Source organism: Achromobacter sp. 01N37, from assembly GCF_056399725.1.
Genome location: NZ_JBFTRX010000004.1, coordinates 60,238 through 85,182, shown reverse-complemented (window position 1 = coordinate 85,182; position 24,945 = coordinate 60,238). Strand labels below are relative to the sequence as shown.

Annotated in this window: 22 protein-coding genes; 14 read left to right on the top strand and 8 right to left on the bottom strand. The window is 63.9% G+C overall.

All coding sequences use genetic code 11. The features are described from left to right. Nucleotides 1-43: 43 nt before the first annotated feature. The gene (locus AC1DSJ_RS09370) at nt 44-1,516 is read right to left on the bottom strand and encodes a YdgA family protein (protein ID WP_175170693.1); all 1,473 of its coding nucleotides are present in this window, start codon (nt 1,514-1,516) and stop codon (nt 44-46) included. Nucleotides 1,517-1,819: 303 nt separating this feature from the next. Between AC1DSJ_RS09370 and AC1DSJ_RS09365 the strand changes: the two genes are divergently transcribed. From AC1DSJ_RS09365 to AC1DSJ_RS09350, 4 genes are all read left to right on the top strand, one after another. Further along, the gene (locus AC1DSJ_RS09365) at nt 1,820-3,364 is read left to right on the top strand and encodes a DEAD/DEAH box helicase (protein ID WP_342066335.1); all 1,545 of its coding nucleotides are present in this window, start codon (nt 1,820-1,822) and stop codon (nt 3,362-3,364) included. A gap of 56 nt (nt 3,365-3,420) precedes the next feature. Continuing rightward, nucleotides 3,421-4,050, top strand: coding sequence for a LysE family translocator (locus AC1DSJ_RS09360; protein WP_054421011.1), 630 nt, complete (start codon nt 3,421-3,423; stop codon nt 4,048-4,050). A gap of 110 nt (nt 4,051-4,160) precedes the next feature. Beyond that, nucleotides 4,161-5,768 (top strand): peptide chain release factor 3, encoded by a 1,608-nt coding sequence (locus AC1DSJ_RS09355; protein WP_054421010.1) that lies wholly within the window; start codon nt 4,161-4,163, stop codon nt 5,766-5,768. Between the two features lie 24 nt (nt 5,769-5,792). Next, nucleotides 5,793-6,479, top strand: coding sequence for a hypothetical protein (locus AC1DSJ_RS09350; RefSeq protein ID WP_175170501.1), 687 nt, complete (start codon nt 5,793-5,795; stop codon nt 6,477-6,479). An 85-nt stretch (nt 6,480-6,564) separates the two neighbouring features. Here AC1DSJ_RS09350 and bfr read toward each other — a convergent pair whose 3' ends face one another. The 4 genes from bfr to rpoN all read right to left on the bottom strand — a co-directional run bounded on the left by bfr (nt 6,565) and on the right by rpoN (nt 10,426). Continuing rightward, nucleotides 6,565-7,041, bottom strand: coding sequence for a bacterioferritin (bfr, locus tag AC1DSJ_RS09345; RefSeq protein ID WP_006216785.1), 477 nt, complete (start codon nt 7,039-7,041; stop codon nt 6,565-6,567). Between the two features lie 387 nt (nt 7,042-7,428). Beyond that, nucleotides 7,429-8,340 (bottom strand): DMT family transporter, encoded by a 912-nt coding sequence (locus tag AC1DSJ_RS09340; protein WP_054421008.1) that lies wholly within the window; start codon nt 8,338-8,340, stop codon nt 7,429-7,431. Nucleotides 8,341-8,593: 253 nt separating this feature from the next. Beyond that, on the bottom strand, nt 8,594-8,875 hold the full coding sequence (locus AC1DSJ_RS09335) for a (2Fe-2S)-binding protein (RefSeq protein WP_050448875.1): 282 nt from the start codon (nt 8,873-8,875) through the stop codon (nt 8,594-8,596). Between the two features lie 123 nt (nt 8,876-8,998). Then, the gene (gene rpoN / locus AC1DSJ_RS09330) at nt 8,999-10,426 is read right to left on the bottom strand and encodes an RNA polymerase factor sigma-54 (protein WP_441372620.1); all 1,428 of its coding nucleotides are present in this window, start codon (nt 10,424-10,426) and stop codon (nt 8,999-9,001) included. A 16-nt stretch (nt 10,427-10,442) separates the two neighbouring features. On the opposite strand from rpoN, the gene AC1DSJ_RS09325 reads away from it, so the two are divergent. The 3 genes from AC1DSJ_RS09325 to leuA all read left to right on the top strand — a co-directional run bounded on the left by AC1DSJ_RS09325 (nt 10,443) and on the right by leuA (nt 14,377). Then, a complete protein-coding gene (locus AC1DSJ_RS09325) occupies nt 10,443-11,099 on the top strand; it encodes a hypothetical protein (protein WP_054421006.1) in 657 nt (218 codons plus the stop codon). Between the two features lie 190 nt (nt 11,100-11,289). After that, the gene (locus tag AC1DSJ_RS09320; RefSeq protein WP_441372621.1) at nt 11,290-12,267 is read left to right on the top strand and encodes a tripartite tricarboxylate transporter substrate binding protein; all 978 of its coding nucleotides are present in this window, start codon (nt 11,290-11,292) and stop codon (nt 12,265-12,267) included. A gap of 397 nt (nt 12,268-12,664) precedes the next feature. Further along, nucleotides 12,665-14,377, top strand: coding sequence for a 2-isopropylmalate synthase (gene leuA / locus AC1DSJ_RS09315; RefSeq protein WP_346552448.1), 1,713 nt, complete (start codon nt 12,665-12,667; stop codon nt 14,375-14,377). Nucleotides 14,378-14,522: 145 nt separating this feature from the next. On the opposite strand, the gene AC1DSJ_RS09310 is transcribed toward leuA, so the two are convergent. Next, nucleotides 14,523-15,851 carry an amidase gene (locus AC1DSJ_RS09310; RefSeq protein WP_054421004.1) on the bottom strand — a complete coding sequence of 443 codons (1,329 nt, stop codon included), beginning with the start codon at nt 15,849-15,851 and terminating at the stop codon, nt 14,523-14,525. Between the two features lie 320 nt (nt 15,852-16,171). Between AC1DSJ_RS09310 and AC1DSJ_RS09305 the strand changes: the two genes are divergently transcribed. From AC1DSJ_RS09305 to AC1DSJ_RS09280, 6 genes are all read left to right on the top strand, one after another. Continuing rightward, entirely contained in the window at nt 16,172-17,185 is a 1,014-nt protein-coding gene (locus AC1DSJ_RS09305) for a substrate-binding domain-containing protein (RefSeq protein WP_441372622.1), read from the top strand. Between the two features lie 30 nt (nt 17,186-17,215). After that, nucleotides 17,216-18,013 carry a phosphodiesterase gene (locus AC1DSJ_RS09300; protein ID WP_346552447.1) on the top strand — a complete coding sequence of 266 codons (798 nt, stop codon included), beginning with the start codon at nt 17,216-17,218 and terminating at the stop codon, nt 18,011-18,013. A 123-nt stretch (nt 18,014-18,136) separates the two neighbouring features. Beyond that, the gene (locus AC1DSJ_RS09295) at nt 18,137-19,192 is read left to right on the top strand and encodes an ABC transporter ATP-binding protein (RefSeq protein ID WP_441372623.1); all 1,056 of its coding nucleotides are present in this window, start codon (nt 18,137-18,139) and stop codon (nt 19,190-19,192) included. A gap of 34 nt (nt 19,193-19,226) precedes the next feature. Continuing rightward, complete coding sequence (locus AC1DSJ_RS09290) at nt 19,227-20,522, top strand: ABC transporter substrate-binding protein (protein ID WP_054421000.1); 1,296 nt, start codon at nt 19,227-19,229, stop codon at nt 20,520-20,522. A 13-nt stretch (nt 20,523-20,535) separates the two neighbouring features. Then, nucleotides 20,536-21,411 (top strand): carbohydrate ABC transporter permease, encoded by an 876-nt coding sequence (locus AC1DSJ_RS09285; protein ID WP_054420999.1) that lies wholly within the window; start codon nt 20,536-20,538, stop codon nt 21,409-21,411. Further along, a complete protein-coding gene (locus tag AC1DSJ_RS09280; protein WP_006224480.1) occupies nt 21,408-22,208 on the top strand; it encodes a carbohydrate ABC transporter permease in 801 nt (266 codons plus the stop codon). The genes AC1DSJ_RS09285 and AC1DSJ_RS09280 overlap by 4 nt, the downstream gene beginning before the upstream one ends. 10 nt (nt 22,209-22,218) lie before the next feature. Here AC1DSJ_RS09280 and AC1DSJ_RS09275 read toward each other — a convergent pair whose 3' ends face one another. Both AC1DSJ_RS09275 and AC1DSJ_RS09270 read right to left on the bottom strand, forming a co-directional pair. After that, nucleotides 22,219-22,536: a hypothetical protein gene (locus AC1DSJ_RS09275; RefSeq protein ID WP_054420998.1), complete on the bottom strand. Its 318-nt coding sequence runs from the start codon at nt 22,534-22,536 to the stop codon at nt 22,219-22,221. 78 nt (nt 22,537-22,614) lie between these two features. Beyond that, nucleotides 22,615-22,953, bottom strand: coding sequence for a DUF1840 domain-containing protein (locus AC1DSJ_RS09270; RefSeq protein WP_054420997.1), 339 nt, complete (start codon nt 22,951-22,953; stop codon nt 22,615-22,617). Between the two features lie 303 nt (nt 22,954-23,256). On the opposite strand from AC1DSJ_RS09270, the gene argS reads away from it, so the two are divergent. Then, nucleotides 23,257-24,942: an arginine--tRNA ligase gene (gene argS, locus AC1DSJ_RS09265; RefSeq protein WP_054420996.1), complete on the top strand. Its 1,686-nt coding sequence runs from the start codon at nt 23,257-23,259 to the stop codon at nt 24,940-24,942. Nucleotides 24,943-24,945: the final 3 nt, after the last annotated feature.

Genomic DNA, 24,945 nt, shown 5'->3' with positions numbered 1-24,945 from the left:
CGCGGCGGCTTTTTAATTGGCGTTGCAGGGGACTGCCCGCGCCTTAGCGCGCGCCACCCATCGCGCCGCTCATGACCATCATCAGGAACTGCTCAACCGGCATCTTCTTGCCGTTGAAGTCCACTTGGCCATCCGCGTAGTTCAGGTACGTCACGATGTTGTTGTTCTCGACCTTGGCCATGCCCATTGCGGTGGCCATGGTGCCGACCATTTCGGCCTGGCCCTTGGCGGTTTGCACGGCTTGTTCGGCCGGCACGCCGCGCATTTGCGGTTCGATGGCCATCAGGTCGCCCAGGTTGCCCTTGGACAGCACCAGCTTGGCGTCCAGCTTGCGCACGGCTTGCGTCAGCGTGTCAGACAGGTCACCTTCCATGGAAGCCGGCTTGGCCAGGTCCAGGTTCAGGTTGAACGTCGACGTGCCGTTGGCGGTGCGCACTTCCAGCGGCGCCACGGCCAGCGTCGGGTTGCCAGCCAGCAGCAGCTCAACGTTGGTCTTCAGCACCTGTTGCTCTTCCGGCGTGAACTCGGGCGTTTGCTGGTCGCCCTTGCTTTGCATCATGCGGCGCGAGGCGGCTTCATAGACGTCGTTCAGCGCCTTGAACGCCTTGGCGTCCAGCTTCTGCAGGTCGAGCGCCAGCTTCATGCCCGCCACGTCCTTGGCCTGCACGTTGATCATGCCGAAGTCCAGCGCCATCTTGGCGCCGATTGCCGAGCCGTTCTCCGTCACGTCGACGGCGATCGACGTGTCCTTGAACTGAACCGGCGGCTTTTCCTTCGAGGTGATCGTCCAGTCCTTGAACGTCAGCTTCTGGCTGCCCACGTACAGGTCGTTGGCCGACGGCGTCATGTCGCTGGTCAGCGTGATGCCTTGCAGGGCCATGCTGACGATGTCGCTGTTTTCGCTTTGGCCGGCCAGCACCAGCTTGTCGGTCTTCAGATCGAAGACGCCGTGCTTGGTGCCGGTGGCGTATTCCACGTTGCCGGTCATGCCCGAGAACGTCAGGCTGGTGTCGCCCTTGGTGACTTCGGCGGGAGCGACGTTGAACTTGCCGCTGATGTTCTTGCCGTAGCTGACGCTGTAGTGGCCGGTCACGGGCGTTGCGCCCTTGGACGCCGCGAACCATTCCTTGACGGTCGGGGTCTCTTCCAGCGCGAAGTCGCTGGCGACCATGGCGGGCATGAAGGCGCCGGACTTCAGGTTCGACAGGGGCAGGGGGCCGTGTGACAAGTGCTCGACGAACACCAGATCGCGGTCTTCGGCGGGCTTGCCTTCGGCGGCGGGCGTCGTGAACTTCACGCGGTAACGCGCGGTCGACGAAAACACGCCACGTTCGAACGACACCAGCTCAACGGCCGATGCGATGCCCCACTGGTCGCTGAGCTTCTTCAGTTCAACGTTGGCGTTGTCGATCGACTGCTTGACGAAGTCCTCGGCCTTTTGGCCCGTGAACCAGGCAGTACCCGTCCATACCGCGCCCAGAACGACGACAACGCCCACTAGTGCCGATTTCTTCATAGCGATCCTTTATTCTTCAAATGGATATAAGCGCACGGATTATAGGGAGTGCAGCCTAGGGAAAACACTTATTTCGTTCAGAGGCACTGCAATTTGTTACTTGGTGATACTGCGGTGTGTAATCCATTCGGTGCTGCAGCGCCACATCAGCTACAATCCCGCCGTGTGCTTTGCCAATCTGCACACGTCCGCTAGGCCCTTCGCTGCCAAGCTTCGCCCATCAGGGCGCTTCCCTTTTCTCCTTATTCGTCCGCCTGGATTGGAGTCTCTCAACTTGAGCGACGGGCTGCCGCTGGAGTTGTTTTGACTACCTCTTCCCCTTTTGCCGACCTCGGGCTGGCTGATTCCCTGTTGCGCGCCATTGCCGAAACCGGCTACACCGCGCCCACCCCCATTCAAGCCCAAGCCATTCCTCAAGTGCTGAAAGGCGGCGACCTGCTGGCCGCCGCACAAACCGGCACTGGCAAAACCGCCGGCTTCACGCTGCCCATTCTGCATCTGCTGTCGCAGCAGAAGCCGGAAGGCCGCAAGCCCGGCCGCCCCCGTTGCCTGATCCTGACCCCGACGCGTGAATTGACCGCGCAGGTGGCGGAATCGGTGCAAACCTACGGCAAGTACACCTCGCTGACGTCCATGGTGATGTTCGGCGGCGTCAACATCAACCCCCAGATTTCCGCGCTGCGCAAGCCGCTGGACATCCTGGTGGCCACCCCCGGCCGTCTGCTGGACCACTGCGGCCAGAAGACGGTTGATCTGTCGGGCGTGGAAATCCTGGTGCTGGACGAAGCCGACCGCATGCTGGACATGGGCTTCATCCGCGACATTCGCAAGATTCTCGCGCTGCTGCCCAAGCAACGCCAGAACCTGCTGTTCTCGGCCACGTTCTCGGACGAAATCCGCACGCTGGCGCGCGGCGTCCTGAACAACCCGGGCGAAGTCTCGGTCACCCCGCGCAACACCGCCACGGAACTCGTCACGCAGACGGTTCACCTGGTCGAACAGCACCACAAGCGCGATCTGATCAGCCACATCATCCGTGAAAGCGGCTGGCATCAGGTGCTGGTCTTCACGCGCACGAAGCACGGCGCAAACCGTCTGGCTGAAAAGCTGGTCAAGGACGGCCTGACCGCCGCCGCGATCCACGGCAACAAGAGCCAATCCGCCCGCACCCGTGCGCTGGCCGGCTTCAAAGACAGCACCGTGACGGTGCTGGTCGCGACCGACATCGCCGCCCGTGGCCTGGACATCGACCAGCTGCCGCAAGTGGTGAACTTCGAACTGCCCAACGTGCCGGAAGACTACGTGCACCGCATCGGCCGCACGGGCCGCGCAGGCGCCACCGGCGCCGCGGTCTCGCTGGTCGACAACAGCGAAATCAAGCTGTTGAAGGACATCGAACGCCTGATCAAGAAGACGATCGAGCGCAAGCCCGTGGAAGGCTGGACCCCGTCGCCCACCAGCGCCGCCGCCTTCGAACGCCAGGAACGCGATGAAGACGCGCGCAGCCCGCGCGGCGGCAATCGCAATGGCGGCGGCGGCCGTGGCGGTAACGCCGGCCGCGGCAATGGTGGCGGCGGTGCCGGCGCCGGCCGTTCGCGCCCCGCGCAAGGCCAACCCCGCGCCGCTGCTGGCGGCCGCGCCCCCGCGCCGGCCCGTGCTGGCGGCGAAGGCCGTGGCAATGGCGGCGCGCGTGATGGCAAGCCTGCTGACCGTCCGGCACACGCCGGCCGCGGCGAAAGCCGTCCGCAGCAAAGCCAGCGCCGTCCGGAGGGCTCTGGCCGTCCGGCTGGCAACGGCGGTTCGGGCCGCCCGTCCGGCGGTCCGCGCGCAGCCCTGCTCGGCAAGTAATTCCAAGCAGGTAATATCCCGGCACCCACATCCTGCGATCCAAGGACCCGCGCATCATGCCTTTATCCACCTGGTTGACGTTCTTCCTGGCCTCCTGGGCCATTTCGTTCTCACCTGGGGCGGGCGCGATTTCCGCGATGTCTTCCGGATTGAAGTACGGCTTCGCACGCGGCTACTGGAACACGGCCGGCCTGATCATGGGCATCCTGTTCCAGTTCGTCGTCGTGGCCGTAGGGTTAGGCGCGGTGCTGGCCACGTCCGAAATGGCCTTCAATGTGGTCAAGTACCTGGGCGTGGCTTACCTGATTTATCTTGGCGTGCGCCAGATCCGCACCGATGCCGCGCCCGTCGCGGTGGATGCGGGTGACCCCAAGCAGGCCTCGATCCGTGACCTCGTCATGCGCGGGTTCCTGATCAACACCATGAACCCCAAGGGCACGGTGTTCCTCTTGGCCGTGGTGCCGCAATTCGTGGACCCGGCGTTGGCGCTGACCCCTCAGTACGCCGCGCTGGCCGCCACGCTGGCTTTTACCGACCTCGTGGCCATGGGCGTGTACACGCTGCTGGCCGCGCGCGTGCTGCGCATGCTGCGAGACGCCAAGCACATCCGCTGGATGAACCGGACCTTCGGTTCGCTGTTCATCCTGGCGGGCGTTTTTCTGGCGTCATTCCGCCGTCATTCCTGACGCTGACCCCGTGGGGCACGCACCGGCAACGGTGCGTGCCCCATGCGTTTCATGCACGTCGCCGGACCGCACCGGCTGGAAGATGCGGCGTTAAGTAGAATCCCCCGATCATGAATATCCCTCAAGAAGTCGCGCGGCGCAGAACGTTCGCCATCATTTCCCACCCTGACGCGGGTAAGACCACGCTGACCGAAAAGCTGTTGCTGTTCGCAGGCGCGATTCAGATCGCCGGCAGCGTGAAAGCGCGCAAAGCGTCGCGCCACGCCTCGTCCGACTGGATGGAAATCGAAAAGCAACGCGGCATTTCCGTGGCGTCCTCGGTGATGCAGATGGAATACCGCGACTGCGTCATCAACCTGCTCGACACCCCGGGTCACCAGGACTTCTCTGAAGATACCTACCGGGTGCTGACGGCGGTGGACGCCGCGCTGATGGTGATCGACGCCGCCAACGGCGTGGAACCCCAGACGATCCGCCTGCTGCAGGTTTGCCGCGCGCGCAACACGCCCATCATCACGTTCATCAACAAGATGGACCGCGAAGTGCGCGAGCCGCTGGAACTGCTGTCTGAAATCGAAGGCCACCTGGGCATGGACGCCGTGCCGTTCTCGTGGCCGGTGGGCATGGGCAAAGCGTTTGGCGGCGTGTTCGACATCCGCCGCGACCGTATGCGCGTGTTCCGCCCCGGCCAGGAACGCCGTTCCGACAACGACGACGTCATCGAAGGCCTGAGCAACCCTGAAATCGCCCGCCGTTACGGCTCGGCATTCGACCAGGCCAGCGGTGAGATCGAACTCATCAACGAAGCCGCTCCCGCGTTTGACCGCGAGCAGTTCCTGGCCGGCAAGCAGACCCCGGTGTTCTTCGGTTCGGCCATCAACAACTTCGGTGTCCAGGAAGTGCTGGATGCGCTGGTCGACCACGCGCCGCCCCCGGGTCCGCGCATGGCGCTGCAACGCGAAGTGCTGCCCGAAGAGCCCAAGTTCACCGGTGTGGTGTTCAAGGTGCAAGCCAACATGGACCCCGCCCACCGCGACCGCGTCGCCTTCGTGCGCGTCAGCTCGGGCCGCTTTGAACGCGGCATGCGTTTGAAGGTGGCTCGCACCAACAAGGAAATGCGCCCGAACAACGTGGTGTCGTTCCTGTCGCAGCGGCGCGAGCTGCTGGACGAAGCCTATGCCGGCGACGTGATCGGTATTCCGAACCACGGCGTGCTGCAACTGGGCGACGTGCTGACCGAAGGCGAAACGCTGCAGTTCACCGGCCTGCCGTTCTTCGCCCCGGAACTGTTCCAGGCGGTGGAAGTAAAGGACCCGTTGCGCACCAAGCAACTGCGCACCGGCCTGACCCAATTGGGTGAAGAGGGCGCCATTCAGGTGTTCCGCCCCGAGGCAGCAGGCGGCTCCTTGCTGCTGGGCGCCATCGGCCAACTGCAGTTCGAAGTGGTCGCCCACCGGCTCAAGACGGAGTACGGCGCGGACGCCAGAATGCTGCCTTCCCGCTACACAATGGCACGTTGGATTACGTCTGAAAACCCGAAGGCGCTGCGCAAGTTCATGGATGCCAATGCGGCTCATATCGCCTATGATGTCGTCGATGCGGCGGCGTTTTTGATCAGTTCCCCTGCGCAGTTGCGCGTAGCCGAGGATCTGTATCCCGAAGTGAAATTCCATGCCATGCGCGAACACGGCGGCAAGGTTTTCGGGGACAAGGCGTAAACCCGTTCGGGTTCCGCACGGCAGATGAGGGTAGCAATGTCTTGGCGTTTATTATTCGCAACGCTCCTGATCGCGCTTGGCGCGTCGGCCTGGGGCGGAATTCAATTGGGTGACTGGCTGGTGGCGCATGCGCCGCCCGCCGCACCTGCTCCTGGTCAGGACGCGGCAGCTTCGCAGCAGCCCGTTCTGGACGCCAACGGACGTCCGTATGTGGCGCAGCCTCCGCAGCCGCGCATTGACGGCACGTTGGGTGTGCCGGATAAGCCGGCCGACCGGCAATGGCAAGTCAATACGGTGTCGTTGTTTGACACCGTCAGCGATCCGGCCGTCAAACTTTCCCGCGAACGCATCACCCCGGAACAGGCTCGCGAAATCGCAGCCGCTTCTGAAGTGCCGCTGCCGTCGGGCACGTCTGACGTGACCACGATGGATCTGCAAGTACCCGGCACCTCTACCGCCATCAATGGCGGCCAGGCGCAAGCGGGCGGCTACGGCACCCCGCAAATGGTGCAAGCGCCTCCGCCCCCGCCCAATACGTCGCCGGCACCCGGCGCGCCGGGCTGGCAAGACGCGCTCAAGCGCGAACTGGCCCAATGCGCGACCCAAGGCTTCTTCGAACGCCCGTCGTGCTCGTGGAACGCGCGCAATAAATACTGTGCGCCTAACCGCGCCTGGGGCACGATGGCCGAATGCCCGGCCCGCCCGCAGTAAGCCCGATCCGCAGCTGATGCTGCAAAAAATAATGGCGCCCCGTGGGGCGCCATTATTTTTTGCCTTGGCAGATAACGCGTGCGCGTTATTCCGGCACGGACATCTGGCTTTGCAGGTAGTTCTGAATACCGACCTTGTCGATCAGATCGATCTGCGTTTCCAGATAATCGATGTGCTCTTCGGTGTCGTCCAGGATGTCCTGGAACAGATCGCGCGAGACGTAATCACGCACCGATTCACAGTAGGCAATCGCTTCCACGACGGTGGCGTGCGCGGCTTGTTCCAGCTTCAAGTCACAGGCCAGCAGCTCGGGCACGTCTTCACCGATCAGCAGCTTGTGCAGGTCTTGCAGGTTGGGCAGGCCATCCAGCATGAAGATGCGGGCGATCAGGCGATCCGCGTGCTTCATTTCACCGATGGATTCTTCGTACTCGTGCTTGCCCAGCTTGTCGAAGCCCCAATGATTCAGCATGCGGGCATGCAGGAAATATTGGTTGATGGCCGTCAGTTCGTTGGTCAGTTGCTTGTTCAGAAACTGGATGACGGTTTTGTCGCCTTTCATAATGGACTCCTTGCAGTCAGGCGCGACGCGAGTGCATCGCGACAGAGGAGCGCACGATGCCGCGCGTACGCAACCCCGGCAGACTACCATCAGCCGGCAGGCCGCGCCTAGCCTTGCGCTGCATTTGGTAAACCGCTTTAGAACCGCTACAAGAAAGCGATACGCCAATGAGAATGAGTATGCGTGCGTGATGCCTTGCACAGACAAGGCAACGGTTATGCGGCCTGTGCGGCATCGATGTGCGGGAATCGACCCCTATATTGCTCGCGCCATGTTCAATATCGCGCAGCCAACCGACGAATATCGACCTGAAGATGGCGTTATGTGCTTCGTTGCATATCGGCAACCCAAACGCGCCCAAACCTCACATTCTGTCTTGCGAGCCGATCAGGCCGCTTTGCGCGTGGTCAACCAGATGCCGAATGCAATCGGCACAATGCCCAGCAAATCCAGCCACGACACCGGTTCGCGCAGCACCAGCCAACCAAATAACAAGCCCAGCGGCGGCATCAGAAAGTGCAGCGCGCTGGCCGATGTGGCGCTGGCGCGAGTCAGGATCATGAACCACAGGTAGTACCCGCCCATCGACACCGCCACGATCATGTAGGCCATGCTCCACGCGAGGCTCGCGGTCAGGCGCGCATCGCCCAGGCTTTCGTTCATCAGCGCGAAAGGCAGCAAGGCCACGGCCGCTGCCAACGATTGAATGCCGGTCGCCGTCCACAGGCCCGCCTGCGGCTTCAAGCGCTTGTAGAGCAGCGTACCGGCCACGAGCGCAATCAGGCCACCCGTGACGAGCAGCGTGCCATGCAGGTCCTCCTGCATGCCGCTCAAGCGCGACCGCAGCACCAGCGCCACGCCCGCCAGCCCCAGGCACAAGCCCAGCAGCTTGCGCCAGCTGAGTTGCTCTCCCAGCACTGGCCCCGCCAACACGCCGATCAACAAGGGGTTGGTGCTGATCAGCACAGCGGTGAAGGCGGATGACACGGTGATCATCCCGGACCAGCTCAGGCCCAGGTACAGCGCGTTGTTCAGCACGCCCAACAGAATCAGCGCGACCAAGTCACGCGCGCTGGGCCGCTTGCCTTGGCGGCTGGCCACGGCGATGCCCAGCATCAAGGCGCCGGCGATCAGGAAACGGATGGTCAGAAGCGTCAGGGGCGGGCAGTCCCGCACCGCGATTTTGGCCGCCGCAAAGGCGGAACTCCACAAGAAGCAGAATGCGGCGATCGGCACCCAACTGATCCCCGGCGCGCCGTTGGCGGTCGAGGCGGTGGAAACGGCAGGCGTGGCCTTCATCGGAGATCCAGGTGGACAGGGCGCCACGCATGCCGCGTGGAGCAGGCATTCTGCGCGCCTGCCCAGGCGTGCGCAACCCATCACCGGGCGGATCGCAATGGCCGGGAGGTTCTAAGAAAGCGGGGGGATCTTGCGGGAGGAAATGCGGAGCGACGGGGCGCGGGTGAAATGCGGAAAGAATGCGGAAAGAATGCGGGAAGAAAACAGCGCGGCCCGCTGCGTCAGGCAGCGAGCCGGAAATTGCGGGTCAAGCTCAGCCTGCGGCGACCAGCGGAATGGGGAAGCTGCTGTTGTTGGCAGCCGCACCCGACTCCACGAGCGTGGCAGGAGCATTGACCGGAACGGCAATGGAGCGGACGTCGCATACGCTGGAGCAGCGGCCGCCTGGCAGGTATTCGGCGGCGGTTGCCGCGCAGCAGCCGCAGCACGTGGCTACGCCCAGCTCGAATTGCAGGTCGGACAGGGTCGTCGCGCCTCCGTCCACGCTGGCGCGGACTTGGCGTTCGGTGATGGCATTACATACGCAAATGTACATGCGAATGATTATCGAAAATTATTCAGCGGATGACAAGTCCCCTGCGATAAAAAAATTTGCAACGGATTTGTCACGCAAGCCCTTGAAAGATTGGACGAATCTTAAAAAGATTCGTCCCCTATTTCAACGCGCCGAGGCCTGCGCCTTGCGCACCGTTGCGGGGGCAATCCGCAGCGCTTCGCGGTACTTTGCCACCGTCCGGCGGGCGATCACTATCCCCTGATCGGCCAGTTTTTGCATGATCTGGCTGTCGGACAAGGGCTTGGCTCGGTTCTCGTCTGCCACCATTTGGCGGATAAACGTCTGCACCGCGGTGGCCGAGGTGGCGTCGCCGCCATCCGTGGAAACGCCCGCGCCAAAGAAGCGCTTGAGCTCCAGCGTGCCAAACGGAGTGAGCATGTACTTCTGCGTTGTGGCCCGTGAAATGGTCGATTCGTGCAAACCAAGCTCGCCCGCGATGTCTTTCAGAATCAGCGGACGCATGGCCGATGGCCCCTGGCTGAAGAACGCAGTCTGGCGTTCAACAATGGCTTGAGCCACCCGCAGGATGGTGTCAAAGCGCTGTTCGACGTTGCGGATCATCCATCTGGCCTGCTGCAACTGGGATTGCAGCCCGGCATGCGCGGATTCTTTCTGGTTGCCCAGCATCTGCGCATACAGCCCGTTGATCTGCAGGCGCGGCACGGCGGCGCTATTAAGCGTCACCTGCCAGCCGCGCCGGGTTTTACGCACGATGACGTCCGGCACGGCATAGTCGGCAGCCGGCACGGTCCAGGCGCGGCCCGGGCGCGGCTCCAACCGCAGGATCAGTGAATGCGCGGCGCGGAAGGTGGGGTCGTCACAGCCAGCGGCTGCGCACACACGTGCGGCGTTGCCCGTCGCCAACAAGGGCAGGTGCTGCGCACAGATCTGACGCGCGCACGCCAACACGGCGGGGTCCGCGGCTTCGGGCAGGCGGGTCAGGTCGGGGTTGCGCAGCTGCAACAGCAGGCAGTCGGCCATATCGCGGGCCCCGATGCCAACCGGGTCGAACGATTGCAACAGCGACAATGCCGCGCGCAGCTCGTCCAGGTCAGGCTCCATTTCGGCGGGCAGCCAGCTGAGGATTTCTTCCAGGGGAGACCCCAGGTAGCCGTTCTCATCCAGCTCGTCGATCAGCAGCCCCGCCAGCGCGGCGTCTCGCGGCGCCGCGCGCGTCAGCATCAGCTGGCCCAGCAGGTGCTCGCGCAGCGTATCGGGCCGCGCCGCCTCGGGCGGGCCGGAATCGTCATCGGAATAGACCCCGCCCGAACCCGGCATTTCGTCCACCGGCGTTTCGCGTTCGGCCGCCGGCTCGTCGTCCTGCACGGAAGATTCGCGCTCGGACTCGGCTTGCGCCTCGGCCGCGGGCGTGTCGTCTTCACGTTCCAGCAGGGGGTTGTCCGAGAGCACTTGCGAGATCTCGGCCTCGAGGTCGAGCGTAGACAACTGCAACAATCGTATCGATTGTTGTAGCTGAGGGGTCAGCGTCAAATGCTGGCCAGGTCGCAGTTCTAAAATTGGACGGGTCATAGGTACAATATTTTGCATGATGAATCTGACTTCGCCCGCAAGCGTTCGCCAGGACAGCCGACTTATCGGCCAGACCCTGCTCAAATTGGCGCTTCCCCGACTCGTTGTGCGCGCGATAGTCATCGCTGTCGCCGTCGTCCTTTGGTATCTGGTCGCCTCGTGGATACTGGATTTCGGCAAACGCATGAACTACGACTTCCTGCATACCCTGGGCCAGCCCACCCAGGACATGGCGCAGAAAGTGAATCCGTATATCTGGTGGGTCGTCGCCGCCATCTGGACCTTGATCGTCTTCTTCTCGGTGCGCGCCTGGTTCTCGGCCAGCCTGGCCTCGGGCGCGGCAACGCCGGTGGGTACCGATGTGCTGGCTGAACTGGCGCCGAACCTGTCGGAAGAGTCTCTCGGCGTGCTGCGCTGGACGTGGGGCGACCGCCAAGAGCCCTTCACTGTAGGCGACTTGCGCCGCTCACTGTCTGAAATTCGCCACAATCGCATCGGCAAGATCGCGATGGTGGCCGAACAGGCGCAAATTCTGGAAGGCGCCGCGAGCCGCCCCACGCGCGATCCGCGCGACGATGGGCGCCGCGAGCCGCGCAGCGAAGTCCGCGGTGAGGTCCGTGGCGAACCCCGCGGCGACCGCTACGTCGAACCGCGCATCGGGCCGGCCCGCTAAGCGCCGAACGCATCACACGCAGACTTCAGGCCGCCCACAAGGCGGCCTGTTTGTTTCAGTCCTCTGCCAGCCGGCTTTTTCTATACTGGCCCCTCCAGGCTCGCGCAACCGCGGGCCGCGCACACACCAAACAATATCTACCGGCACCGAGACAGGCCGGATGCGCGGCCGGCCCCTGGAGTTGTTCATCATGTTCCGACCCCCTGTCCGGTATGCCGCCGGCCTGTTGTTGGCCTGTTCGGCCGCGTTCGCTGCCACGCCGGCCCTGGCCGCCTGGCCTGACAAGCCCATCACCTTCGTCGCCCCGTTCAGCGCGGGCGGCGCCAATGACCTCGTTGCGCGGATCATCGCGAAAGCGGTGGGTTCGACTTTGAACCAGACGGTCATCGTAGAAAACCGTCCCGGCGCAGGCGGCGTCGTGGGCGCTGCGCACGTCGCACGCAGCGGCGCTGATGGCTACACATATCTGGTCGGCAGCAACGGCACCGTCACCAACAGCCTGATCCGGTCAGACCAGCCCTACAAAGATGAAGAGCTGACGCCTGTGGCGCTGCTGTCCATCACGCCGTCCGTCATTGTGGCCAACCCGTCCAACCCCGCCAAAGACCTGAAGGACTTCGTTGCGCGCGCCAAACAGGCCAAGACCGAACGCATCACGTTTTCCACCGCCGGTAACGGCAGCACGCCGCATTTCGTGGCGGAGATGGTCAAGGAGGGGACTGGCCTGCCCGTGGAGCCCATTGCCTACAAGAGCGGTTCGGAAGGCGTGACGGCGGTGATCGGCAACCAGGTCGACGCCACCTCGGAAGCCAGCATCGTGACGCTGCCACTGATCCAGAGCGGCAAGCTCAAGGCGCTGGCCACGACCTGGGACAAGCGCATGGCCAGCGCGCCCGACATTCCGACGACCGCCGAACAAGGCTTCCCGGCCATTCGCATCGGCCACTGGGCAGGCTTGTTCGCACCCGCTGGGACGCCGGCCGACGTATTGGACAAGATGAACGCCGCCGTCGAAAAATCTTTGCAGACCAAAGAAGTGCAGGACGCCTTGCGCCAAAGCAGCATCGAACCGGGCGGTGGCTCGCGCGCAAGCTTCGTTGAATTCGCAGCAAGTGAGCGCGAACGTCTGGGTAAAGTCGTGAAAAACGGGCATATGCAGACGCAGTAACTTCGTCTGATTTCTGGCCAAACCCGCGCGGGGATGCGATGCGTCCCCCGCTTTTTCTGTTTGCGCTGGCTGGCAAAGTGTGTTTGACTAGCAACCTATGGCCGCTTACCGCACCTCCCTCGCGATTGCCACCGGACGCTCCGCCGCTCCGGTCGCCGGCCTGCGCGCTCGTTCCTTCAACGCCGCCGCGCTATCGCTATACCTACCGATCGGTTGCCGGGCCTAGTGTCCCCGTGGTAGCTCGGCAGCCACGTTTGCCACACGCGATTTCCCCTTTTTAGATGTGAATCCTGCCGGTCAATCACGGCAAATCCAGGCACAAGACCGTCATCCGGTCATACGTGCCGCCGAGACTTAGTGCTCCCGGGATTCAAAAGAAACCGATCGAGGTGTAGTAATGATGCTTGCCAACCCCGCCACCAAATACGTCCCCTTCGCGCCCTTTACCCGCGATTTCTCCGAACGCACCTGGCCCAGCCGCCGCATCACCAAGGCGCCGATCTGGATGAGCACGGACTTGCGCGACGGTAACCAGGCCCTGATCGAACCCATGAGCGTCGAGCGCAAGCTCCGCTTCTTCGAACAGCTGGTGAAGATCGGCTTCAAGGAAATCGAAGTGGGTTTCCCGTCGGCCTCCCAGACCGACTTCGATTTCGTGCGCAAGCTCATCGATGAAAAGCGCATTCCCGACGACGTGACCATCATCGTGCTGACCCAGTCGCGTGAAGATTTGATCAGCCGCACCGTGGAAGCCGCCGCGGGCGCCAAGCAAGCCATCGTCCACATGTACAACGCGTGCGCACCGGCCTTCCGCAAAGTCGTGTTCAACATGACGAAGGAAGAGATCAAGGGCATCGCCACCACCGGCACCCGCCTGATCAAGCAATACACGTCGCAGCGCCCGGAAACCAAGTGGAGCTACGAGTACTCGCCCGAAGTGTTCAGCACGACTGAACCCGAATTCGCGCTGGAAGTCTCGGATGCCGTGGCCGACGTCTGGCAGCCCACGCCCGATCACAAGATGGTGTTGAACCTGCCCGCCACGATCGAGGCCACCAGCCCCAACTTGTACGCCGACCAGATCGAGTGGATGCACAAGAATCTGGCCCGCCGCGACAGCATCGTGCTCAGCGTGCACCCGCATAACGACCGCGGCACCGCCGTGGCCGCCGCCGAATTTGCCGTGATGGCCGGCGCCGACCGCATCGAAGGCTGCCTGTTCGGCAGCGGCGAACGCACGGGTAACGTTGACCTTGTCACGCTCGCCTTGAACCTCTACACGCAAGGCGTGCACCCGGGGCTGGACTTCTCCGACATCGACGAAGTGCGCCGCTGCGCCGAATACTGCAACCAATTGCCGGTGCACCCGCGCCACCCGTACGCGGGCGACCTCGTCTTCACCGCGTTCTCCGGTTCGCACCAGGACGCCATCAAGAAGGGCTTCGCGCTGCAAGCAGCCGACGCCGTTTGGGAAGTTCCGTACTTGCCGATCGACCCCGCCGACCTCGGCCGCAGCTACGACGCCGTCATCCGCGTGAACAGCCAATCGGGCAAGGGCGGCGTGTCGTACCTGCTTGAACAGGAACATGGCCTGGTCTTGCCGCGCCGCTTGCAAATCGAATTCAGCCGCGCCATTCAGCGCGTCACCGACGAGACCGGCCGCGAAGTCACCGCTGACGACGTGCACACGATCTTCAACCGCGAATACCTTGAACAGAAGTCGCCGTGGAAGCTGATCCGCCACCGCATCGACGGCAATCCGTCGGCCGGCGAAGGCCAGCACTTCAGCATCGAAGCCGAACTCGAATACAACGGCGAACGCCGCATCGTGACCGGCAAGGGCGACGGCGCCATCTCGGCCTTTGTGGCCGCGCTGGACGTGCCCGTGCGCATCATGGACTACCACGAGCACGCCATCGGCACCGGCACCGACACGCGCGCCGCTTCCTACGTGGAACTGCGCGTGGGTGAATCCAGCACGGGCTTTGGCGTGGGCATCGACCGCGACATCGTCACCGCGTCGTTCCAGGCTGTGCTGAGCGCCGTCAACCGCCACATCAACTCGGGCGCCGTCACGGCGGCCGAAACGGAAACCGCCGAGACCGCGTAATCCGCATCTCTGGCCTCCAGTAAGCGCCTGACGCAAGCCCGAAACATGGGCTTGCGGCCCCCAAGAACACACCGCTTCTTGGCGCGGCAAGGCAACAAAAAAGCCCGCCTTATCTGGCGGGCTTTCTGCTTTCAACGCACCGGTTTCAGCCGCGCGGCCACATGTCGGATGCGCCGATGTCAGGCGTGTTTGCGGCCAGCAACTGCTTGTGCACCCACGCGCCGATGGCCAGCGTGCGGTAGTCGTCGTAGCGCTGCCCGATCAGCTGCAAGCCAACGGGCAAGCCTTGCGGGCCGGTTGCAAAGGGCAGGTTCAGGCAGGGCAGGCCAAACAGCGTCCAGGCGCGCGAGAACTGCGGGTCACCCGTACCCAAGTCAGCGAAAGGCGCTTCGCCCGCCGCGCTGGGCGCTAGCACCACATCAAATTCATCGAACCAGCTGTTTACCCGCGCGCGGGATTCTTCAGCACGCGCCAGATTTCGGATGTGTTCCTCTGCCGTGATCTGCGCGCCCGCTTCCAGCACCGCTTGAATCTTGGGGCTGAGCTGGCTGGCGTGTTCCAAGCGTTCGTAAGCCAACGACTGCGAGGCCTCGAACGCCATGATGTCGGCATGCAGCTGCACCAGCATGCAGTCCTGCGGCGGCAGCGGTACTTCTTGCACGAAGGCGCCTGCCCGCGACAACGTGGCGGCGGCCTGTGCGAAGGCTTCCTTGGTTTCGGCCTGCGCATGCCGCCATTGCAGCGTGCGGCACATGCCGATGCGCGGCTTGCCCTCGTAAGCCAGATTCAGCAAGCGCGGGTCACGCATCATGACCGACGCGAACAGCGCCACGTCCGGCACCGAGCGCGCGAAGCCGCCCACCGTGTCCAACGATTCAGCCAGACTCTTCACGCCGGCTCGCGGCACCGCACCAAAGGTCGGCTTGAAGCCCACGATGCCGCAGTACGACGCGGGGCGGATGATGGAGCCCGCGGTTTGCGAACCCAGCGCAAACGGCACCATGTCGTCAGCCACCGCAGCGGCCGAACCGCTGGACGAGCCGCCCGGCGTGTAGGCCTCGTTGCGTGGGTTGCGGGTGGGGCCGGCTTGATAGGTCGCGAATTCCGTGGTGACCGTCTTGCCAACCACTACTGCGCCTGCGCCACGGCACAACGCCACGGCGGCGGCATCCAGGCCGGGGCGGTGGCGTTCATAAATGGGGGAGCCGTAGCGGGTGGGCAGGTCGAACGTGTCGAACAGGTCTTTCACGCCGATCGGCAAACCATGCAATGGCCCGCGCAAGGCGCCGCTATCGAGCACTTGCGCATGGTCCAGCGCCGCCTGCTTTTGCAGCGCCGTCCACGCATGGATGGTGTTTTCGCGCTGCTCGATGCGGGCAAAGCAGGCCCGCACCAATTGCACCGCAGTTAACTCGCGCCGTTGCAGCTTGTGCGCCGCTTCCAGCGCGCCAAGTCTGTTTAAGGCAGTAGACATGATCCTTTCCTCTTTACCGGAGCCGCGCATCACGCGTGGCAGCTGAACTCCGCACCCGGTCCCCTTGACCGAGGGTCTGTCCTGGCTTGCCCCGCGCGATGGGCGACGAGGTTAAAGCGGACTGATCCCAACCATTGTGCGCGTTGCGTCAATTAGGAAAAACACCGAAAACACCTTGTTTTACGGGGTAAACCGACTGCGCTGCGCCATGGCTTTCTGTTGTTGCGGCGTCACCAGCATAGCGCAAACCCGTGCAATACAAAGGTCATATTTGTCTTGTAAGATGAAATCGTTTTCAGTAAACCGACAGCAATATAGATATGGCTACGCGCCCGTCGCCCCGCTTTTCCATCATTGAAGTGGCTCGCAAGGCGGGGGTTTCTCCGGCAACGGTGTCGCGCGCGTTCAACCAGCCCGAGATCGTGCACCCCGACACGCTGGCGCATATTCGCAATGTGGCCAAGCGCGCCGGCTTCCGTCCGAACCGCGTCGGCCGCAGCCTGCGTTCGGGCAGCACGCGCACCATCGGACTGATTCTCCCCACGCTGTCGAATCCCGTCTTCGCCGAGTGCTTTGAAGGCGCGGAACGGCGTGCGCGCGAATCGGGCTATAGCGTGATGCTGACCGCCACCGGCTACGACCCCGCCGTGGAATCGGCAGCGGTGCAAGGGCTGATGGACCATCAGGTGGATGGCCTGATCCTGACCGTGGCCGACGTCAACAAAAGCGCCACGCTGGACGATCTGGACAGCTCTGGCATGCCGTACGTGCTGGTCTACAACGAATCCAACACGCATCCGTTCGCGTCCGTCGACAACCGCGCGGCAGCCAGCGACATGGTCGCGCACCTGGCCGCGTTGGGCCATCGCCGCATTGCACTGGTGACGGGTCCGCTGACGGCGTCCGACCGTGCGCGCCGACGGTTGACCGGCGCGCGCGCCTGCGCCAAGAAGCTGGGCCTGGACACCGTGCAGCACATCGCCATGAGTTCACACACGGGCAGCGACGCCGACGTGCTGAAAGCCGCGCTGCGCGGCAAGCAGGCGCCCACGGCGCTGTTCTGCTCGAACGACCTGCTGGCCACGGCCGTCATCGCCGACCTGGTGGCGCTTGGACTGCGCGTGCCCGCCGATATTTCCGTCAGTGGCTTTGACGGCATGCGATTCGGCGCCTTGCTGACGCCGCCCTTGACGACCGTGGCGCAGCCCAGCGACGGCATCGGACAAACCGCGTGCTCGAATCTGCTGGCGCAGATTCACGGCCAGCCGCCCCAATCGAATCGCCTGCCGCACTGCATCGTGGTCGGCGGCACCGCGGCCGCCGTGCGCCGCTGATCCCATCCCTTCCGACATTCCGCACGCATCATGCTCATCGCACAAATCACCGACCTGCACATGCGCACCCCGGGCGACAAGGCCTACGGCATCATCGACCCGGCTGCGTTTCTGGCACCTGCCGTGCGCGCGCTCAATGCCCTGACGCCGCGCCCCGACTGCGTACTGATCACGGGCGACCTGACCGACCTTGGCCGCCCGCACGAATACGCGGTCCTGCGCGAACAACTGCAAGCGCTGGAGATTCCGTACTTTCTCTTGCCCGGCAATCATGACGACCGCGCACAGCTGCGCGCCGCCTTCCCCGACCATGCCTACCTGCAAGATGGCGGCGACTTCATCCAGTACGCCATCGAAAACTATCCGCTGCGCATGCTGGCGCTGGACACGGTGGTGCCAATGAAGAGTCATGGCGAGCTATGCCAAGACCGCCTGGACTGGCTCGCCGCGCGCCTGGCGGAGCAACCCGACCGGCCCACGCTGGTGCTGATGCACCATCCGCCATTCCTGACGGGCATCGAACACATGGACGCCATCGGCCTGTTGGCCGGCGCGCCGGAACTGGAACGCATCATCGCGCGCTTTCCGAACGTTGAACGCGTGCTGTGCGGGCACTTGCACCGCACCATCTTCCAGCGCTTTGGCGGCACCATTGCGTCGACCTGTCCCGGCACCGCGCATCAGTTGGCGCTGGAGCTGGGGCCGCGCCCCACGCTGCAATACATCATGGAACCGCCGGGCTACCAGCTGCATTGGTGGCAAGGCAAGAACCTCGTCACCCACCACGCCGTTATCGGGGATTACCCCGGGCCTTATCCGTTTGCCTGAGCCGTAGAACGGGGGCTATAACCCCCGGGCATTGCCACGAATCCGTCATGTTTGCGCTGCACAATGAAAAGGTTTTCATAACAGGCAACAATGCGGATCTAACAATTAGATCGTCGAGACAGCATGTCATCCATCGTTCTGGATAACCTCACCAAACAGTATGGCGGCGCCGCCGCGATTCACGGCGTGAGCTTCACCGTGCCAGCGGGCAGCTTCACGGTGCTGCTGGGGCCGTCAGGCTGCGGCAAGTCGACCACGTTGCGCATGATTGCCGGATTGGACACGCCCACCTCGGGCACCATCCACATCGGCGACCGCGACGTCACCCAACTGCCGCCGGCCAAACGCCGCATATCGATGGTGTTCCAGTCGTATGCGCTGTTTCCGCATCTGTCGGTGCGCGAAAACATTCTGTTCGGCCTCAAGGTGCGCAAGGAACCGGCGCGTGATTTTGACCGCCGCCTGCAACGCGTGGCCGGGCTGTTGGGCCTGGGCCATCTGCTGGACCGCAAGCCTTCGCAATTGTCGGGCGGCCAGCAGCAACGCGTAGCGCTGGGCCGCGCGGTGATTTCGGAAGCGCCGGTGTGCCTGATGGATGAGCCGCTGTCGAACCTGGATGCGCAGCTGCGTCACGAGATGCGCCGCGAGATCCGGGCGTTGCAGCAAGACCTGGGCATCACGATGGTGTACGTGACGCACGACCAGACCGAAGCCATGAGCATGGCGGATCAGGTGGTGCTGTTGCGCGGCGGCCAGATCGAACAGCACGATACGCCCGACGCCTTGTACGCGCGTCCGGCCAGCGAATTTGCGGCGCGCTTCATCGGCACGCCCCCCATGAATCTGATCGGTCTGGCGAGCCTGCAAGACGCCACCGTCATCGCCGGCACGCAGGGCCCCGTCATCGCGAATGCGCCGGCGGGTGCGGTCAAGCTTGGCGTGCGCCCCGAACACATCCGCATTGATGGCGACGGCATTCCCGCCACGGTGGAAAGCGTCGAGTACTTCGGCGCGGACTCCATCGTGGTCTGCCGCGTCGGCGATACCAGCGGCGTGGCCGTGCGCGTCGGCGGCCATTTACGCGCCCGTGCAGGCGAGGCCTTGCGCCTGTCCTGGCAGGACGCGCAGCAGCATTTCTTTGCCGCCGATTCGGCGGTCATCAACACCGTCGGGCGCTAGAAGACGCCCACATCCACAGGAAGGAAACGCCACCATGCGACGCATCGTACTGAAGACCCTGGCCGCCAGCCTGGCCGCCGCCTGCCTGTCCCTGCCTGTGCAGGCGCAGAACAAGCCCGTAGAAGTCGAGTTCTATTACCCGGTTGCCGTCGGCGGCCCGATCACGAAGATCGTTGACGACATGGTGGCGGACTTCCAGAAGGAAAATCCCGACATCAAGATCAAGCCGATCTACGCCGGCTCGTATCAGGATTCCATCGCCAAGGCGCTGACGGCGCTCAAGGGCGGCACGCCGCCGCAGCTGGCCGTGCTGCTGTCCACCGACATGTTCACGCTGATCGACGAAGACGCCATCGTGCCGATCGATTCGCTGGCGAAAAGCGACGCCGACAAGAAATGGCTGGGCGGCTTCTATGACGCCTTCATGCAGAACAGCCGCTCGGGCGGACACACCTGGGGCGTGCCGTTCCAGCGTTCGACCATCGTCATGTACTACAACAAAGACCTGTTCAAGGCCGCGGGCCTGGACCCCGAGCGCGCGCCCGCCACGTGGGCAGAGCTGGTCGACTACGGCAAGAAGCTGACCAAGCAGGATGCGTCCGGCAACACCACGCAATGGGGCATCGAGATCCCGTCGGGCGGCGCGTTCGCGTACTGGCTGTTCCAGGCGCTGACCACGCCCAACGGGGCCATCCTGATGAACGAGGCGGGCAACGAGGTCTACCTGGACAAGCCGGCGGTGGTGGAAGCCGCGCAGTTCTGGCGCGACCTGTCGGCCAAGCACAAGATCATGCCGACCGGCACCATCGATTGGGGCACCACGCCGAAGGACTTCCTGGAGAAGAAGGCGGCCATGGTCTGGACCACCACCGGCAACCTGACCAACATCCGCAAGAACGCCGACTTCCCGTTTGGCGTGGCCATGATGCCGCAGCAAAAGCGCGGCGGCAGCCCGACGGGCGGCGGCAATTTCTACATCTTCAAGAGCGGCACGCCGGCGCAACAGCAAGCCGCGCTGAAGTTTGCGCAGTGGGTCACGACGCCGGAACGCGCCGCCGACTGGAGCATCGCCACGGGCTATGTCGCCGTGACGCCGGCCGCCTGGCAAACCGAAAAGATGAAGAAGTATGCGCAGGAAGTGCCGGCAGCGGCGGTCGCGCGCGACCAGTTGGAAGTCAGCGTGGCGGAGTTCTCCACGCATGAAAACCAGCGCGTCACCAAGACCCTGAACGACGCGCTGCAAGCGGCGCTGACGGGGTCGAAGACGCCGCAGCAAGCGCTGACCGACGCCCAGCGCGAGGCCGATCGCATCCTGCGTCCTTACAAGTAAACCGACAAGCACGATGAGCCGCTCTTTGAATGCGCTTTATGGCTGGCTGCTGTTGCTGCCAGCCATCGTGCTGCTCGCCGCGTTCACGCATTACCCGGCGGTGGCGACGCTCTGGCACAGCTTTTTCTCCACGCCCAAAGGCGCGCGCCCGGCGCGCTTTGTGGGCCTGGATAACTATGCCGTCATGCGTGACGATCCGGTGTTCTGGCAGTCGCTGTGGAACAACCTGTGGTTTGCGCTGGGCACGATCCCCACGTCAATCGGCATTGCGCTGATCATGGCGCTGTGGGTAAACCGCAATCTGCGCGGGCGCGGCTTTTTGCGCATGGCGTACTTCACGCCGACGGTGCTGCCGATGGTGGCGGTGGCCAACATCTGGCTGTTCTTCTACACGCCGCAGTACGGGCTGATCGCGCAGGTGATGGGCTGGTTCGGTTCGCCCGGCCCCAACTGGCTGGGTAACCGCGACACGGCGCTGCCGGCGCTGATGCTGGTGACGGTGTGGAAGGAGTCGGGCTTCTTCATGATCTTCTACCTGGCCGCCTTGCAGACGGTGTCGCCGTCGCTGCGCGAGGCCGCCATGCTGGAAGGCGCATCACGCTGGCAGTATTTCCGCCGCATCCTGTGGCCGCTGCTGATGCCCACCACGCTCTTCGTGCTGATCAATGCGCTGATCAACGCGTTCCGTCTGGTGGACCACGTGGTCGTCATGACGCGCGGCGGGCCGGACAACGCCAGCACCTTGCTGCTGTATTACATCTACCAGGTGGGTTTCAGTTTCTGGGACACGGCCTACGCCGCCACGCTGACCGTCGTGTTGCTGGTGGTGCTGGCGCTGACCGCGCTCATCAAGTTCCGCTGGCTGGATCGCAGGACGCACTATCAATGAAAGACAAGCTCGATACCCTGGGCGCGTGGGCGCTGGGCCTGTTGTGGATTCTGCCGCTGGCCTACGCCATGTGGGCGGCGTTCCACCCGCCGGCCTATGCGACCCGCTTTGAACTGTTCGCCCCGCTGACGCTCGATAACTTCGCCCGCGCCTGGCAGGCCGCGCCGTTTCCGCGCTACTTCCTGAACACCTTCCTGCTTGTCACGATGGTGCTGGCGGCGCAGCTGGTGCTGTCCACGCTGGCCGGCTACGCGTTCGCGCGCTTCGAGTTTCGCGGCCGCGATTTCGTCTTCATGCTGGTGCTGTTGCAGCTGATGATCATGCCGGACGTGCTGCTGGTGGAGAACTACCGGTCAATGAGCCAGCTGGGCATTCGCGATACGGTGTTCGCGATCGGCCTGCCGTACTTTGCGTCGGCCTTTGGCATCTTCCTCTTGCGCCAGACGTTCAAGACGGTGCCGCGCGAGCTTGAAGAAGCCGCGCGCATGGAAGGCGCGAACGCCATGCAGATTCTGTGGAAGGTGTACGTGCCGCTGGCCAAGCCGATCTACGTGGCCTATGGGCTGGTGTCGGTCAGCCACCACTGGAACAACTTCCTGTGGCCGCTGATCATCACAAACTCCGTGGAGTCCCGGCCGCTGACGGTGGGGTTGCAGGTGTTCTCATCGACCGATCAGGGTATCGATTGGTCGGTGATTACCGCGGCCACGCTGATGTCGGCCGCCCCCTTGCTGATCGCCTTCCTGCTGTTCCAGCGGCAGTTCGTGCAATCGTTCATGCGGGCGGGAATCAGGTAGCCGTGGCGGGTCAATAGCCGACCGTCAGCCCCGGCAAGTCCACCGTGATGCGCGGTCGCTCCAGCGCCAGCGCCAGGTTCTCTGCGAATTCACGCGCTTCTTTTTCGTCGGTGGACAGGGTGTCGTAGCCCAGGGCGTCGGCCACGCCCAGCACCTTGTCCAGCAACAGCACCTTGCCGCTGGGCCGCAGAGGTTCGCAGCCCAGGGTTTCCCAGGCACCGTCGAACCAGTCACGCGCTTGGGCTTGGCGTTGCGGAGACGTTTCCACGGTGGCGGTCAGGTCCAGCGAACGCCGGGGGTCAAAAACAATGGTGATGTCGCTGCGCATAGGGAATTCCTTGAAAAGGCGTCAGGCCGAAAGGGTAGGCAAAAAAAGCCGGTCAGATTGTCTGCCCGGCGACATTGCCTACCAGCCGCGTGACGCCTCCCAGGTGACCTCGACATTGGCGGCTTGGGATTGCCGCATCATGTCCAGCAAAGGGAAGGCGCGTTCCTTCATGCCGACTGCGCGGGCCATGGGGGAGCGGGGCGCCTTGTCCTCGTCGTCTTCGTCGGCGGGGTGTTCGGCGATTTCGATGGCGCGTTCGATGCCTGCGATGGCGGGGCCCAGCTGGTCGACGGTGAAAACGCCGCGCTCGGGAATCTTGTCACCGATGGACTTGCCCGCAGCCTGCAGAATGGGACCGGCGTGGTCGGACAGCATCAGCACCTCGGCAACCGCCTTGGAGTGAAAGGTAATCAGCATATTGCGGTCTCCCTCATTGAGTACGTTACATACACTACCGCAACGCCCGGGGGATGCCAACTGGCCCCGAAGCGCCCGCCGCCAGGGCGCCGTCGCCCCGGGCTAGAGGTTTGATTTTATTGACAGTTCCGGCGGCCCGGCGAACGCTTGCCGGACGGTTTGACGCCCGTTGGCCGCCGATTGGCCCGCCAAATCAACTATCATTCAGCATGATTCCCGTGACATTGCCGGCCCGGACCGCGTCCGCTTGATCCCCGCCAGATCTCCGCATCGGTCACTCACCCAGAACTTCTCCAGACGCCCATGCTCCCCGAGCAACAAAAACAGCTTATCTCCCTGATCCAGGCCGCCGTTGCGCAGAGCCTTCCCGACGCCCAGCCCAACGTGCTGCTGGAGCGCCCCAAGGTCGCCGCCCACGGCGACGTCGCCACCAACGTGGCCATGCAGCTGGCCAAGCCCGCAGGACGCAACCCGCGCGAACTGGCCCAGGCCATCGTTGACGCGCTGATGGCCGCCCCCGGCGCGCGTGATCTGGTCGACAGCGCTGAAATCGCCGGCCCCGGCTTCATCAACCTGCGTATCACCGCCGCCGCCCGTCAGGCCGTCATTGCGACGGTCGCCGAGCAGGGCGCAAGCTTTGGCCGCGCCGCGCGCAGCGGCGAGAAGATCCTGGTCGAATTCGTGTCGGCCAACCCCACCGGCCCGCTGCACGTGGGCCATGCCCGCCAGGCTGCGCTGGGGGACGCCCTGTGCCGCCTGTACGACGCCAGCGGCTGGGACGTGACCCGCGAGTTCTATTACAACGACGCTGGCAACCAGATCGAAAACCTGGCCATCAGCGTGCAAGCGCGCGCCCGCGGCCTGACGACCGACTCCCCCGAATGGCCGGCCGACGGCTACAAGGGCGACTACATCGTCGACATCGCCCGCGACTTCCAGGCCGGCAAGACCCTCCAGGCGTCCGACGGCCAGCCCGTCACGGCCACCGGCAACATCGACAGCCTGGACGACATCCGCGCCTTCGCCGTGGCCTATCTGCGCCGCGAACAAGACCTGGACTTGCAAGCGTTCGGCCTGAAGTTCGACAACTACTACCTGGAAAGCTCGCTGTACACGTCGGGCCGCGTCGAAGCCACGGTCAACGCGCTGATCGCCGGCGGCCATACCTATGAAGAGGGCGGCGCGCTGTGGCTGCGCACCACCGAACTGGGTACGGGCGACGACAAAGACCGCGTGATGCGCAAGAGCGAAGGCGGCTACACCTACTTCGTGCCTGACGTGGCCTATCACAAGGCCAAGTGGGAACGCGGCTTCCACCGCGCCGTCAACATCCAGGGCAGCGACCACCACGGCACCGTGGCCCGCGTGCGCGCCGGCCTGCAAGCGCTGAACGAAGGCATCCCGAAGGACTACCCGTCTTACGTGCTGCACAAGATGGTCAAGGTGATGCGCGGCGGCGAAGAGGTCAAGATCTCCAAGCGCGCCGGCAGCTACGTCACCATGCGCGACCTGATCGACTGGGTGGGCCGCGACGCCGTGCGCTACTTCCTGATCCAGCGCCGCGCTGACACCGAATTCGTGTTCGACGTGGACCTGGCCTTGTCCAAGAGCGACGAGAACCCGGTCTATTACATCCAGTACGCCCACGCGCGCATCTGCACGATGATCAACAACGCCGGCATGCCCGCCGCCGATGTGGCCGCCGCCGACGTGTCCGTGCTGACCGCGCCGTCCGAATTCGCGCTGATGCAGCGTCTGGCCGAATTCCCGCACGTGGTGGCGTTGGCCGCCCAGGACCTGTCGCCGCACCACATTGCCTTCTGGCTGCGTGACTGCGCGTCGGACTTCCACGCCTGGTACAGCGCCGAACGCGTGCTGGTCGACGACGTGGCCCTGAAGCTGGCCCGCCTGCGCCTGGCCGCCACGACGCGCCAGGTGCTGGCCAACGGCCTGGAGCTGCTGGGCGTGTCCGCCCCCGAGCGGATGTAACAT